At 41.6% G+C, this 14,264-nt stretch carries 11 protein-coding genes and 2 pseudogenes; 7 read left to right on the top strand and 6 right to left on the bottom strand.

Annotated features, from left to right (window positions below):
- Positions 1–42 precede the first annotated feature (42 nt).
- The 3 genes from F7734_RS26235 (at position 43) to F7734_RS26225 (ending at position 3,587) form a co-directional block, all read left to right on the top strand.
- Positions 43–1,713, top strand: a complete 1,671-nt coding sequence (locus F7734_RS26235) for a glycosyltransferase family 4 protein (RefSeq protein WP_155747568.1) — start codon at positions 43–45, stop codon at positions 1,711–1,713.
- 149 nt (positions 1,714–1,862) lie between these two features.
- Entirely contained in the window at positions 1,863–2,765 is a 903-nt protein-coding gene (locus F7734_RS26230; RefSeq protein ID WP_155747567.1) for an Rpn family recombination-promoting nuclease/putative transposase, read from the top strand.
- A 468-nt stretch (positions 2,766–3,233) separates the two neighbouring features.
- Entirely contained in the window at positions 3,234–3,587 is a 354-nt protein-coding gene (locus tag F7734_RS26225; protein ID WP_155747566.1) for a hypothetical protein, read from the top strand.
- 18 nt (positions 3,588–3,605) lie between these two features.
- On the opposite strand, the gene F7734_RS26220 is transcribed toward F7734_RS26225, so the two are convergent.
- The 3 genes from F7734_RS26220 to F7734_RS26210 form a co-directional block, all read right to left on the bottom strand.
- Positions 3,606–3,929, bottom strand: coding sequence for a hypothetical protein (locus tag F7734_RS26220; protein WP_155747565.1), 324 nt, complete (start codon positions 3,927–3,929; stop codon positions 3,606–3,608).
- Between the two features lie 206 nt (positions 3,930–4,135).
- Complete coding sequence (locus F7734_RS26215; protein WP_155747564.1) at positions 4,136–6,001, bottom strand: hypothetical protein; 1,866 nt, start codon at positions 5,999–6,001, stop codon at positions 4,136–4,138.
- A 7-nt stretch (positions 6,002–6,008) separates the two neighbouring features.
- Positions 6,009–6,581: a VWA domain-containing protein gene (locus F7734_RS26210; RefSeq protein ID WP_155747563.1), complete on the bottom strand. Its 573-nt coding sequence runs from the start codon at positions 6,579–6,581 to the stop codon at positions 6,009–6,011.
- On the opposite strand from F7734_RS26210, the gene F7734_RS26205 reads away from it, so the two are divergent.
- The 3 genes and pseudogenes from F7734_RS26205 to F7734_RS26195 all read left to right on the top strand — a co-directional run.
- Positions 6,503–6,889, top strand: coding sequence for a hypothetical protein (locus F7734_RS26205; protein ID WP_155747562.1), 387 nt, complete (start codon positions 6,503–6,505; stop codon positions 6,887–6,889). The genes F7734_RS26210 and F7734_RS26205 overlap by 79 nt on opposite strands.
- Before the next feature lie 198 nt (positions 6,890–7,087).
- A complete protein-coding gene (locus F7734_RS26200) occupies positions 7,088–7,954 on the top strand; it encodes an Rpn family recombination-promoting nuclease/putative transposase (protein ID WP_155747561.1) in 867 nt (288 codons plus the stop codon).
- Between the two features lie 451 nt (positions 7,955–8,405).
- Positions 8,406–8,693, top strand: a pseudogene (locus tag F7734_RS26195) (DUF2887 domain-containing protein); the annotation flags it as partial.
- Between the two features lie 764 nt (positions 8,694–9,457).
- On the opposite strand, the gene F7734_RS26190 reads toward F7734_RS26195, so the two are convergent.
- Together F7734_RS26190 and F7734_RS26185 are read right to left on the bottom strand one after the other, a co-directional pair.
- Positions 9,458–10,240 (bottom strand): DUF4058 family protein, encoded by a 783-nt coding sequence (locus F7734_RS26190; protein ID WP_155747560.1) that lies wholly within the window; start codon positions 10,238–10,240, stop codon positions 9,458–9,460.
- Positions 10,241–10,279: 39 nt separating this feature from the next.
- Positions 10,280–11,776, bottom strand: coding sequence for a site-2 protease family protein (locus tag F7734_RS26185; protein WP_155747559.1), 1,497 nt, complete (start codon positions 11,774–11,776; stop codon positions 10,280–10,282).
- A gap of 113 nt (positions 11,777–11,889) precedes the next feature.
- On the opposite strand from F7734_RS26185, the pseudogene F7734_RS26180 reads away from it, so the two are divergent.
- Positions 11,890–12,611 (top strand): annotated as a pseudogene (locus F7734_RS26180) (MBL fold metallo-hydrolase).
- Here F7734_RS26180 and ctpA read toward each other — a convergent pair.
- Entirely contained in the window at positions 12,566–13,957 is a 1,392-nt protein-coding gene (ctpA, locus tag F7734_RS26175) for a carboxyl-terminal processing protease CtpA (protein ID WP_243147094.1), read from the bottom strand. The pseudogene F7734_RS26180 and the gene ctpA sit on opposite strands and share 46 nt — an antisense overlap.
- Between the last annotated feature and the right edge of the window lie 307 nt (positions 13,958–14,264).

Here is a 14,264-nt window from a genome sequence, read left to right as displayed (position 1 = left end):
AATCTAAAATCCAAAATTGGTATGATAACTGGTGACTGAGATATGACTAATACAGCAGCAGTTTTTTATAAAGCAGATGGGTTTGAAACTCGTGGAAAAAGACTCCTCGGTCGTCAAGCTGCAGGTGAAGGTTTTCTCAAAGCCTTAGTTGAGCATGGCACTGCGGAGTCCTTGTTTTGTTATACGGGAAGTTTAAATGAGTTTTCAGAATTTTGTCAGCGCATCCAACCATGGATGAAATCTCAACGTAAAGTTCAGTGGTTGACATCTCACAATCCTCAACTTTTATCACAAGCAGGTACAATTTACCGTCCCGAACCGTTACTTTCCAAACAGGCATGGCAACGGCGATTTGCCGATCAAAACGCATACAGTATTTGTGGAGTGACTCATACGATTGCAAGTATTGGAGCGATGGAGGGAATTGGGGATTTCCTTATTGCTCCTCTTCAGTCTTGGGATGCTTTGATTTGCACATCTGTTGCAGTGAAAACTGCTGTTGAGCGTTTCCTAAATACTTGGGCTGATTATTTGGCACAAAGAACGGGTGGCAGACCTAAAATTGAGTTTCAATTACCAATTATTCCTCTTGGTGTGGATTGTGATGCTTTTCCACAGGGAACTGCTGCTGCTTCCACTCGCAGTCGTTTGCGTCAAGTGCTTGGTATTCCCCAAGATGAGATTGTTGTTTTATTTGTTGGACGGTTGTGTTTCTATGCGAAAGCCCATCCCGTACCAATGTATTTAGCTTTGGAAAAAGCAGCACAAGCTACTAAAACTAAAATTCACTTTGTACAAGCAGGCTGGTTTGAAGATGAAAAAGAGGAAGCTAGTTTTAAAAACAGTCCTCAAGTTTTTTGTCCATCAGTCAATTGTATTTTTGTAGATGGACGCAAACCAGAAATTCGTTCGGGCATTTGGTCTGCTGCTGATATTTTTATTTCTCTAGCTGATAATATTCAAGAAACTTTTGGATTGACACCTATAGAGGCAATGGCTGCTGGTTTACCTGTCATTGTTTCTGATTGGGATGGTTATCAAGAATCCGTGCGTCATGAAATTGATGGTTGGAAAATTCCTACTCTCATACCACCTCCCGGTTCAGCACGGGATTTGGCTTTTGCATATCTTAATGAAAGCGTGAATTACAGTTCTTATATTGCTCATACCTCAATGGTAACAGCTGTAGATATTGAGGCGGCGGCAAATGCGATCGCAACATTAATTACAAATCCCGAACTCAGACGGCACATTGGGGAAAATGGAAAGCAACGTGCTAGAGAGGTATATGACTGGAAAGTAGTTATTGCTGCTTACGAGAATTTATGGCAAGAACTAGCAGAAATTCGCTCTACAGGGACGCTTTCTGTTCCCATGCAGTCCGGTCAGCCACCTTACCCTCTGTGTGACGATCCATTCGCGTTGTTTGCTCATTATCCAAATCCCAAGTTAACCAATGAATTAGTTTTAGGGCTTGGTTCTATGGCAACTTCAGAAGGTTTAAGCGAACTTCAGAAAAATTGGATGACTAGCTTTGGTGCAGAGAGAAGAAATACAAAAACCACCCTAGATACTGTATTAGCTACGTTTGTCAAAGATGGCTCCCAATCTCTTGAGACAATCCTTAACAAACATCCACATATTCCTCCAGTAGAATTATTTCGCACGCTGATGTATCTGTTAAAGTTTGATGTTCTGCGGTTGGAAGAGTGATAATTTCTTAACATTAAGGGGAGTTGATTTTTCTCTACCAAAAGGAACCAAAAAGGGAAATTGCGTAGAATTTTAGAAAAATAAATGCGCGGGAAATGTAAGATGAAATGTATTGCAAATTTTCCTGAATAAATTAAGTAGAATGCTTCATGCGCCGCGACTCAATCTTTTATAAATTGTTTCAGCAATCACCCTCACTGCTTTTTGAACTTTTGACAAATGCGCCAAGTAATGCCAGTGCATATCGATTTGATTCGGTAGCAGTCAAAGAACCTAAATTTGAGATTGATGGGGTATTTCTCCCACCAGAAAATGAAGGTGCAGGTGTTGTCTATTTTTGTGAAGTACAGTTTCAGAAAGACGAACAACTTTACGAAAGATTATTTGCCGAATCTGCATTATATTTCTATCGCCAACGTGCGAGATTTAAAGACTGGCAAGCTGTTATCATCTACCCAACGCGCAGTCTTGAACAAAGCGATGTTTATCCTCATCGCACCTTACTCAATGGCGAGCAAGTACATCGGGTGTATTTGGATGAGTTGGGGGACATCCGTTCCTTACCTTTGTGGGTAGCGCTGATGGTACTCACCACCGTCAGCGAAGAACAAGCGCCAGAAGAAGCAAGGCATTTGTTAACCAGAACTCGTCAAGAAGCCCCCTCACCATTGAGTCAGGTCATAATAGAGATGGTGACGACAATCATGGTTTATAAGTTTGAACAGTTGAGCCGAAAGGAGATAGAGGCGATGTTAGGGATTACACTACAACAAACACGAGTGTATCAGGAAATTAAAGAAGAAGGACGTGTTGAAGGGCGTGTTGAAGGACGTGTTGAAGGACGTGTTGAAGGACGTGTTGAAGGACGTGTTGAAGAAGCAGCGAACCTCGTTATTCGACTCCTAACTAAACGCTTTGGGCAAAAACTCTCAAAGGAACTCACTCAACGAATCTCTGGCTTGCCATTACCCGTTCTGGAAGATTTGAGCGAAGCACTGTTAGATTTTACGAGTTTGGCTGATTTGCAGGCTTGGTTAGATAACGTCTCATAAGTAAGAAGACTCGCGTAACCCGATCCTGTCGCCATAACAAGTACTTAAGCCGGGGGTGTGATGCTAGTACATGAAGGCAGAAGTTCGGGGGCAGATGGCAGAAGGCGCAAAAGCTTGTAATTTAAGCTTTTTGTATGTTATTAATGGTTGCCTTATTTATGCCGTGCTGTACTAGTCATGTTGTTAATAGTAAACTTAAAGCGCAACTACGAACCAATAATGATTATTTACGCCGACTTACTTAAGTACAAGATTGGACAAATGCGAAACGGATGAAAGTTGATGTTCATCATTCCCATTCATTTATCACCCGATTGGTTGAATCTAATGGAGGAAGAGCCAATCGGGTGATATCTTGTAATTTTAAATTAACTAAGAACAAAATTAGAGGTGTGGACAAAGCAAACAAGCCTCATTCAATTATTTCTTTAAATTTAACTTATCCAAGTCTTATAAAGAGGAATTCAAATGAATATCAGTTTGATGAATGAAAAATTAGAAATTCAATGGGAATGGTATGAGCAAATGCTGGCATTCAATATCAACAAAAATTTTATGATTCCCCTCAATCATATTGAAGCCGTTTCGATTGTTCCACCAACAAGTAGTTGGACAGAAATTCGTAGCCCCGGTCTGATTATTCCAGGGGTACTTAAAGTGGGAACCTACTATAGTAGCAGAGGTAAGGAATTTTGGTACGTCGCAAGAGACCGAGATTATTTGACTCTAGATCTTAAAAATGAATCTTTTAATAGAATTATTCTTACAATTGATGACAATCACACTTGGCTAGAACGCATTAATCAGTTTGTGCCAACCTAATTAGGGGCATTACCAATACTACGTAGGTTTTGGGAAATAGTAGGTTGGGTTTACCGTGTGCGAAACCCAACAAATGCTGATAAATGTTGGGTTTCGTTCCTCAAACGCCAGTAAAGGTGCGGAGAGAAACCCTATACCAACAAAAAAAACAAGATAGCTGCTCATCGTTCCTAAATACAAACCGGGGATATTCGTTAGTATCCACCAAGGACTAACTCTAGGAACTTTTTTTCTAACTACCAGCCATTGGGCTAGTCCAATTAAAGTCCCAGGAACAGCAAAGGTCAGATAAACTATGGTCACCCCTAAATTATGTTCTAAGGGTGGTCTAATATTTTTCAAAAGTTTTGTGAAAACTAAAAAAAGAGTTAAGCTTACAGATATGCTTACAGTATTAGCTAATACCCACTGCCACCAAAATTTTCTCAGATTCTGTATATTGGACATATAAAATAAAAAAAGAAACTATAAGGGTGAGCTAATGCTTTAATGCATTAGGAACTGAACAAGTGTTATGAACTGTGAGGTAAGGCAGTTGTACTCACTACTCAATCGCGGTACATTATATCCTGAGAGAGTTTAATTAAAAGAGACAATTCTAAAATAATTTCAGTGGCGGGTTGCCAATCCCAATCCAAACTATTGTTCTTTTGTTCTAAAATTTTAATGAATTGAGTCATCCGTTTTATACAATCAACAAAACCCATAGCTTTACCAAAATCACAAATGTTTTGGCAATGGCGTAAACTTTGAGAGTCAATTCTTTCTAATCCCATAACGATTAGATCGCTCATAACCTGCTGTAGCTGTTCTAAAAAAGAGGCGATCGGATGGCGATTGTAACCATCTAATAAATCGTCCTTTAAAAAGGTGTTTTCTGTATTTGATAAATTTAAATTGCTGTCAATTTCTAGAGGTTGACAAATCGAAGGTTGCAGCATAATGCGACTTTCACCTGTTTGGAAAATCAAAGAAACTGGTGTAATGACTAATCCCTCCGTACTTAAGTAGATATGCCCTGCAACAAATAGCAAGCGCTTATTTAAGAGATGTTCTAACAGAGTTTCAGTACCTACTCTATTGCGGTAAGTGTAAGGAAACTTTAGAATGGCTTGGTTTCGATCGCAGTCATAAAGCACTGCAATAACGGCTTGTTCAATGCTTGAAAATTGAACATTTTCTACTTGATGAACCCAGAAAACATGAAAATTTTCAGTGAGCCGTCTTGGACGAAGGGAACTGGGGGGTTGTAGCTGCAAATGCGATCGCAGTGAGTGAAAATCTTCCACCAATAAGGGCGAACGCAATGATTCCCACTCAAAGGTTTGAGGGTTTACTATGACCTGAGTGCGACTTGGTAAAAATTGATAATTGGGAGTTCGCTTTCCTCCTTTTAGCAACATCTCTCCCGCACCCAATGTCTTAAAACTCACCTGTTTGAAGGCTGGTTTCTCAGCCATTTTCCAAAATTCGGGAGGTTCTGTGTTGGCTTCCTGTGAAGATTCGGCAAAATCCTGACACACAGCAACAACCGTTCCTGAATCTGTATCTTGGAAGTAAGCAATTAAGCGCACATTTTGCCTTTGTACTTGGACGCCACACCCCAAACCAAGCAATCTGGCTGCTCCAATTTCCGTGAGTTTGTCTGCTTGAGAGCCATGAATAAATAATTGAGGGACAGCTCCGGTATCGTTACGAATTGCATCGCAACGAATGCAAAGTTCCCCTATAAGTTCCACCACCTTTGTGGGTGAAAAACGAGCATCGCGTGAATCATAGCGTTCTTTTTCTTGCACCAGTTCCGCCAAAATTTCTGCATTCCATATCAGCCCTGAATTGCGACAAGTTTGTTCCAAACGACGCAAACGCCCAATTGCAGTCGCAGATAGCCCTCTCATTCCAACAAAAAGTAGCGATCGCAAGTTATTTTCAATCTCATCTAAGACATCGATAGGAACGGGTGTGGTTTCTTTTTGAGTAGAAATTATCCCGCTCATTTGCTCGCTGCTGAGTTGGCGAAAAGCCCATACCCCAAACAGAGTATGGCGACAGGGGCTGGGTTCGGAACAGTCGCAGTAAGTGTAGCGGATATCGCCTGGAACTAAAAATTTGACAGTACAAGCTAGGGTGTGAATGCGAGCGATGGGTTTGCTGCTTTTGATTAACTCAATAACGTGACGGCAAACAGCGATCGCAGAACAACTACAATGTTTATCGCTCAATTCTTCCCCTGCTGGCACAACACATTCTACTTCATCCGACCAGCGTACAATAACATTTCCTCGAGCATCTTCTGTTATGGTAGATGACACTCTTCCTTCTTCTATTTCTTTGAGAGCGCGTTTCACCAAACCCCGGTTGCTAAGAACCGTTAAATCATCTGCAGTCAGTGCAAGTAAATCTGAACGTAGCATAGTTTATTTAGCGTATTTTTTGGGCTACCCACTGGGCTAATTCTCCGGGAGTCATGGCTGCTACATGAGCACCAAGATTAACCATTTGCTGGGCAATATTTCGGTCATAATCGGGATTTGCTTGTTCGTCCAAAGTTGCTAAACCCAATAGCGTGACACCACTTTCAACCAAATGCTTGGTAGTGGTTAGCAGTTGCTGTACTGGCGCTCCTTCGTAGAAGTCTGTAATTAGAATAACAATTGTATTGCGGGGATTATCGACTAGAGATGCAGCATAAGTTAAAGCTTGACCGATATCCGTTCCTCCTCCTAGCTGAACTTTCATAATGGTTTCCACTGGGTCGGAACATTCTTCTGTGACATCTACCACTGACGTATCAAACAAACAGAGGTGGGTACGCACTTGCTTTAAACCAAAGAAAATCGCCGCAGTGACCGCAGCATGAATGACGCTGTCGAGCATGCTACCAGACTCGTCATGTAAACACACCAAATCATGTATTGGCAAAAATAGCCGAACATCACTATCATGATGTTCGTATTGAAGTAGCAAATAATCCCAACACTTTACCTGATACATTGAGACAGTTAGCAATAGATAAAAGTGGCTGTGGCTTCAACGGTCAAAAGGTAAGATATTTTGTCCGCGAAGCTGTTGCTAGCAATCCAAACACACCTATTGATGTACTCACGCAATTAGCCCAAGATGAAGATGAAATAGTACGCGCACAAGTAGTTGCTAATCGCAGTACACCTGCTGAGATTTTGCAAGAATTAGCACGCGATCGCATTACCCCGATAAGCAATCATATATTTTGGAAAGGCTCTCTTAATTTGGTGCTGACAGATATCTGGCTCGTCATACAAAGACACCAAGTCATGTATTAGCGAAAATAGAATAATCTGGTGGGCTTTAGCCCTACCTACTGGTAGTTTATCAAAATCCTTCGCGCAAGAGGCGATGATTTTTCTCTGCAAAAAGTAACCAAAAAGGGAAATTGCATATCTTGTTAGAGAAATAAATAGCGGGGGATGTAAGATGAAATCTATTGCCAATTTTCTGCGTTCAATTAAGTAGAATAATTCATGCGCCGCGACTCAATATTTTACAAACTGTTTCAACAATCTCCCTCACTGCTGTTTGAACTTTTGGCAAATGCCCCAAACAATGCGAGTGCATACCGATTTGATTCGGTAGCGGTCAAAGAACCTAAATTTGAGATTGATGGGGTATTTCTTCCACCAGAAAATGAAGGTGCGGGAGTTGTTTATTTCTGTGAGGTGCAATTTCAGAAAGACGAGCAACTTTATGAAAGGTTATTTGCTGAATCAGCCTTATATTTCTATCGCCAACGTGCAAGATTTAAAGACTGGCAAGCAGTGATAATTTACCCAACACGCAGTCTTGAACAAAGCGATGTTTATCCACATCGCACCTTACTCAACGGCGACCAAGTACATCGGGTGTACTTGAATGAGTTAGGTGATATCCGTTCCTTGCCTTTATGGGTAGCACTGATGGTACTCACTACTATCAACGAAGAACAAGCGCCAGAAGAAGCAAGGCATTTATTAACCAGAACTCGTCAAGAAGCCCCCCCACCATTGAGTCAGGTCATAATAGAGATAGTGACGACAATCATGGTTTATAAGTTTGAACAGTTGAGCCGAGTGGAGGTAGAATTAATGTTAGGGATTACACTACAACAAACACGAGTGTACAAGGAAATTAAAGAAGAAGGACGTGTTGAAGGACGTGTTGAAGGACGAAAAGAAGAGGCTGCTAACCTCATTCTTCGACTCCTAACTAAACGCATTGGGCAGAAACTCTCAGAGGAAGTAAGTCAGCAAATTTCCGGTTTGCCATTACCTGTTCTGGAAGATTTGAGCGAAGCACTGTTGGATTTTACCAGTTTGACTGATTTGCAGGCTTGGTTAAACAATCTTTCATAAGTCAAACAGTTCGCCTCACCCAATTCTTTCGTTAAAGAATTGCAAAAAATCAACTATCTCATTGGGTAGGATGACAATCCTACCCATATTTCACCACCACCGTCACTAAAGAACAAGCACCAGAAGAAGCAAGGCATTTGTTAACCAGAACTTGTCAAGAAGTCGCCTCACTATTGAGCTAGATGATACTAGAGATAGTAACGACAATTATAGTTTACAAGTTTGAACAGTTGAGCTAAGTAGAGTTAGATTCGATGTTGAAGATTACACTACAACAAACGCGAGTGTATAAGAAAATTCAGGTATGCTTAAATCCCAGCAATGTTGATTTGATTTTTCTCTGACAAAACTAACCAAAAAGGGAAATTGTATATCCTATTAGGAAAATAAATATGCAGGGGATGTAATATAAAATGTATTGTCAATTTGTTTCCTTCAATTTAAATGATTCATGCGCCGCGATTCCATCTTTTATAAATTGTTTCAACAATCCCCCTCACTGCTTTTTGAACTTTTGACAAATGCCCCAAACAATGCGAGTGCATACCGATTTGATTCGGTAGCTGTCAAAGAACCTAAATTTGAGATTGATGGGGTATTTCTCCCACCAGAAAATGAAGGTGCGGGAGTTGTTTATTTCTGTGAAGTACAATTTCAGAAAGACGAACAACTTTACGAAAGGGTATTTGCCGAAGCCTCGTTATATTTCTATCGCCAACGTGCGAGATTTAGAGACTGGCCAGGTAGCCCATAACCAATCTTCAGGATTTAGATTGAGAGAGCATGTAATTTCTAACTTTTTTGGTGTTTCTCGTTCCATGTCCTATTCCCAGCCAGGTATGTTTTCGAGATGTGGAATTTGGTATCCCTACCTTAGGGTTGCCATATTTCTTAGAATTCCCAAAAACTCAAATAAATTTTCAGTCAATTTAAGCAGGTATAATAAAGTTCTTCTAAAAGTACAAAAAAATGAATAATTAACCGCAGTCTGTGGCGGACACACGCTGAGAAAATTTGCTTATGCAGAAGCGCAAGATCTTTACTAAAGTTTTCCTTTAGTATCAATAAGTTAGTATACTCACATCTTGCACCAAAGTATTAATACTGAATTTTCAAGTTTTTAATAAACTTATATTTTTATCAATAAGACGAAAAATACGAATTTCTAGCCTGCGTAGTGCCCTCTTCGTTTGTATAGCGCAATACGGTTCAGTTAAGGATAATTGTAGGTTGGGTAGAGCGATAGCGTTACCCAACAACGTCTGCAAAATGTTGGGTTTCGTTCCTCAACCCAACCTACGCAAAATCAGGTTTCTAGCTCTAACTGAACCGTATTGTTGTATGGCCTCACCCTTCTAGGGTGTAGGTGCAAGATAGCAGTATAAATACTTATTACTAGTTTGTAGTATGGATGTATGCGCTAAAGCGCTACTACGAACCAAATAGGAAATTTTATATTCCGTAAATAAAATTACAATAGTACGTATTTCTTGGTTCTAAACTTTACCGTAAACCTTGCTGTTTCAACAAATCATGTGCCCACGTAGCATCAGCTTCAGACAGGGGTGGGACTGGTTCTGAAGTATAATCAATAGCCATGTCTAGCCCTGCTCTCTCATACACCCCATGTAGCAACGCTTGTAAATCTACGAGTGGTTCAGTATCTCCCTCTCGTAGCGGTAGTGGAAAAACAGGAATTGACTGCTGCAATTCAAAGGGGTATAAATCTGCTAGTGGACGGCGATCGCTTCGACTTACCAATATTCTATAACTTGCTTGAATGGCTCCATTTAAAATAGCCATGGGTGTTCCCCCTCTGAGCAAGTCGATTTCTACTAAATGGGTTAGGCTGCTGAAAATCTTTTGACGCTTACTTTCATATGCTCGCCTTCCTTCTCCCGATCGCTTGTTTTTAGGTGAGAGAAGTTCAATTGCTGTTACAACTTCACCCGTTCCTACCTCTCGAACCTCCAAAAATCCTTCTTCCACTTCTTCTAGCATGGGTATTTCTACTGTAACAGGTGTTGCAGGGGGTGAAGCAACTGCAAGATTGGATCTCTCTTTAACACTACTTAAATTTCGCCCCACAGAAATATCTGGAATACCAATTAACACAGAATCTTCAGATGTCGTTTGATAAACTCGTTTTTCGATAGCAACTCTGTACTTAGGACGTAACTGTGGAACCAGTAGCTCAGCAATAACTGTAATTAGCCAGTGATGAACTTCTGGCCACATTTCCGAATCTTCTAAATAAGGATTCATTCCAGGAAAAGGTGAAGGCATAATACTAATTCGTAATTCGTAATGCGGAGAAGATTCAAATCAAATTTGTAACAAATGGGCCAGAGACTGCGGTAATGGAAGCACGATCGCAATTAACACGACCATTGCTAACAGTCCCCCAATATCGCGTTTGTTATCCAAATCGCTTACATCATTGAGAGCGGGTTCATCAATCAGTGGTAAGAATAATAAAATAACCGCCCACAAGAAAAACTCCTGCTGAACTAAAGAAAGTAGCAGCAGTAATAGGCGAGAAATTTGTCCGATGACGACTGCTGTTCTTTGTCCAAAAATGGCATGGATAATGTGACCCCCATCAAGTTGTCCCACTGGCATTAAATTCAATGCCGTGACTATCAATCCTAAAAACCCTGCAACGGCTACTGGATGCAAATCAATCGCTGATTTTGCTGTTAACTGGCTCCCTAAGGCTAATTTTGCAATTATTGCTAGCAGTATGGAGTAATTGGGATTCAGAGCATCAGGATTTAAAATTCCTGTTTTTTCTGACATTGGCACGACTTCAGAATTTGCCAAACCCCAAAATAGTAACGGTAATGTTGCTAAAAAACCTGCTACTGGTCCTGCGATACTCACATCAAATAAAGCTTTACGATTGGGAATTGGACTCCGCATTTGAATAAATGCACCAAAGGTTCCCAAAAAGAAAGGCATGGGGATAAAGTAAGGTAGAGTTGCACGAATTTTGTAATACCGTGCTGCAAGATAGTGACCTAATTCGTGAATACCTAAAATGGTTATCAGTGCTAGAGCATAGGGTAAACCTTTCAATAACTCAGCCGGGTTAGCTTGCCATGTTGCCGTAGCGACACCTGCAATTCTGGTTCCTACTAAAGTTGTAGATAGCAATGTGACAGCTAATAGCATCGAAGCTAACACGGGTCGTGTCAGTTTTTCGCTGCCTGTATTGGGTGTGCTTTTAGAAGATTGGGTATTGGGAACAAGCACAAAGAAAGGTTTGCCATTGAGACCTTCTTGAAAAATGACTAAGAAGCGATCGCCAAATTGTGCTTCGATATTTGCCTTAATTTTTTCGTATGCGTTAGCTGGTGCAGTTCTTAACTGACCGCGACAAATAACCGCCTGCGGTCGATACTCAATGTTTTGAATGTAGTATACAGACCAGGGAAAACAATTTCGCAGCTGGGTTTCTTCCGAGGGTTCGATGGGACGCACTGGCACTGGTTCTGCGATAGGATCTACATCCAATTGTAACTCTCGCAACTGTGAAGTTTTTTGGGCTTCTGCTTCAACTTGTGTTTCTTTAAGCGAACGACGTCCCCACTGAAATAAAACCCAGTATAATACGGGACATATAATGAGCGGCCAAAACATTAGCTCTTTGGGTGGTGGTTGTTGTGCTCCGTATATTGCAGTCCATGCAGTCCACAGCAAAGCTGGTGTCATTAAAACCAACCATAACAACCACACTGGTGTTTTAGTGATTTTAGCGACACTACGCTGAACCATTAAGTAAGTAATGAGTCCCAGTAGAAGAAGAAACCAAAAAGTCATGCTATTTGCAGTTATTTTAATGTGTTAATTTTGGCTCGCGGTCAAAAAATTGACCATTGGCGTATACTGTAAGTGCAATTTTTTACAACTCCTCCACAATAACAGTTTTCCTCATGTGTCCCTTGCCTCAAGAGTCAAGCAATACAGCCAAATCACCACGAGCAATTTTCTCAAATGAACTCCCAGACGGAGGAAGTCTCAGTTCAGACCTCTCGCCTGGTACAACAATTTTTGCATTTCCACCAAATAGAGACACATTGGGAGGGACTGCTTACTTTATTGTAAGAAACGAAGGCAATATCCTGATCGATTGTCCGGCAATTGACACAATAAATCAGGATTTTTTACATTCCCATGGGGGCGTCAGTTATTTCTTTCTCACCCATCGAGGGGCAATTGGTAAGACAGAAGAAATTCAGCGAATCTTTAACTGCAAGGTTTTGATTCAAGAGCAAGAAGCTTATTTGCTACCAGGGTTAACAATTACTACCTTTGGTCAGGAGTTTACCTTAGATTCAACAGTACGGATGATTTGGACACCCGGTCACTCTCCCGGTTCCTCCTGTCTTTACTACAGCAGCCAAGGGGGTGTGTTGTTTTCCGGTCGTCATCTTCTTCCCAATCTACAGGGCGAGCCGATGCCATTAAGGACTGCTAAAACCTTTCATTGGTGGCGGCAAATTGAAAGTACCAAATTGCTGCTAAAAAACTTTACGAGAGAAACACTCCACTACATTTGCCCTGGTGCCAATACTGGCTTTCTTCGGGACAGCGCTTCATTGACAATGCCTATGAACGCCTTGCGTCTTGGGAGGGGGTAGGGGGTAGGGGGTAGGGAGTAGGGAGTAGGGGGTAGGATTGAAGATTAGTTATTAATGCTTCTTCCTTGTCTTCCTTGTCCCCCTTGTCCCCTTGTCTCCCTGTCCCCTTGTCCCTAACCCTACCCCTAGCCACTACCGCATTTTTTTTCAACAGTTGTGACGGCTGCTTGATATTGGTATCTGCTTCTGTACCAACTTGTTCGCGGGTGATGGGTTCTGTGGGAATTTGCATATCGGGCTGAATTCCCAGTTTGTTGATGTCGTGATGGTTGGGAGTTTCGTATTTAGCGATGGTTACAGCTAAGCCAGCACCGTTTGATAGCTCAAATAAGGACTGGATTAAACCTTTCCCGAAGGTTGTTTCTCCCACTAGCAGGGCACGTTTGTTATCTTGTAATGCTCCTGCTAGAATTTCACTGGCACTCGCGGTTCCTTGATTCACTAAAACCACTAGGGGGTCATCGGTGAGCGCCGGACCAAAGGCGTCAAAGCTTCCCTGAATCCCTTGGCGATTTACGGTGTAGACAACAGTACCGGAGTTTAACCACAAACGGGCTATCTCAATTCCTGCTTGTAACAGTCCACCAGGATTATTTCTCAAATCCAAAATGTAGGCATTAGCCCCTTTTTTTTCTAGACTAGAAATAGCGTGTGCCAATTCCATTGGAGCATTGGCATTGAATTGTGTGAGGCGAATGTAACCTATAGACGTTCCTTGGGGAGATGTGCGTAATTCCGCAATCACAGGGTTGAGCGAAATGCGATCGCGCACTAGCTGAACTTCTAACTCTCTCCCCGCATCTCGTTCTATCAGCAGCGTGACGGTACTACCAATTGGTCCCCGCATTCTCGTCGCTGCTTCGTCAAGGGTTAAATTCTCTGTGAAAAACCCTTCGATTTTGAGAATGCGATCGTGCGGTCTAATCCCAGCCTTTTCTGCTGGCGAACCGGATATGGGAGCTACAACTTCCAACTTACCGGTTTCGGGATTGAGAGCAATTTGCAATCCCACCCCTGTCAGTTCTCCAGAGGTATTGACCTGTAAACTGCGGTACTGTTCCGGGTTAAGAAACCGGGTAAAAGGGTCATCAAGGCTCTTAAGCATTTTCTGAATGACCGTGTAAGCCGTTTGGTCGTCTTTGATTGGCTTTTCCAAAGCCTTCTGCCGTACCACTGCCCAGTTCTGATGATTAAACGTCTCATCCAAGTATGTACGATTAACAATTCGCCACGCTTCTGATATCAACTTTTGTTGTTCTGTTAAAGCTGTCGCAGGTTGACAAAAGCTGCAAAAGCCCAACCAAAAAGCGACGAAGAATGACAATCCTACTCGAAAAACGTGTTTGTGCATGAACCCCATATTCACTATCACTTCAACCCAAATTGCCAGAGTTAGCTCAGCTAGTTTGCATTTGTGAAATCTATCTCTCGACTATGTTACTTTTTTTATAGAAGTGATGCATCGCTGTCATCAACCTTTCTATCCGTTAGATTCAGCACGCACTCACTATCGCCAACCCCAAACTCTGCTTTGTGTCCATCACCCGATGGTGCTTGGCTGCAGACAGAACGCAATACATTCCCTCTAGTCAGAGTGTAAAGTTTTTTTTAAACTATTAACACTGTGACAATTGAAAAAGCAAACGAGTATAAATACTCTTTGCTCA

Source organism: Scytonema sp. UIC 10036 (assembly GCF_009725235.1).
The sequence above is the reverse complement of the archived record's forward strand: the minus strand, read 5'-3'. Positions and strand labels throughout refer to the sequence as shown.

Coding starts and splice junctions, on each gene's coding strand:
- F7734_RS26235 (WP_155747568.1), top strand. CDS start 43: ATGACTAATACAGCAGCAGTTTTTTATAAAGCAGATGGGTTTGAAACT.
- F7734_RS26230 (WP_155747567.1), top strand. CDS start 1,863: ATGCGCCGCGACTCAATCTTTTATAAATTGTTTCAGCAATCACCCTCA.
- F7734_RS26225 (WP_155747566.1), top strand. CDS start 3,234: ATGAATATCAGTTTGATGAATGAAAAATTAGAAATTCAATGGGAATGG.
- F7734_RS26215 (WP_155747564.1), bottom strand. CDS start 6,001: ATGCTACGTTCAGATTTACTTGCACTGACTGCAGATGATTTAACGGTT.
- F7734_RS26210 (WP_155747563.1), bottom strand. CDS start 6,581: ATGTATCAGGTAAAGTGTTGGGATTATTTGCTACTTCAATACGAACAT.
- F7734_RS26200 (WP_155747561.1), top strand. CDS start 7,088: ATGCGCCGCGACTCAATATTTTACAAACTGTTTCAACAATCTCCCTCA.
- F7734_RS26190 (WP_155747560.1), bottom strand. CDS start 10,240: ATGCCTTCACCTTTTCCTGGAATGAATCCTTATTTAGAAGATTCGGAA.
- F7734_RS26185 (WP_155747559.1), bottom strand. CDS start 11,776: ATGACTTTTTGGTTTCTTCTTCTACTGGGACTCATTACTTACTTAATG.
- ctpA (WP_243147094.1), bottom strand. CDS start 13,957: ATGGGGTTCATGCACAAACACGTTTTTCGAGTAGGATTGTCATTCTTC.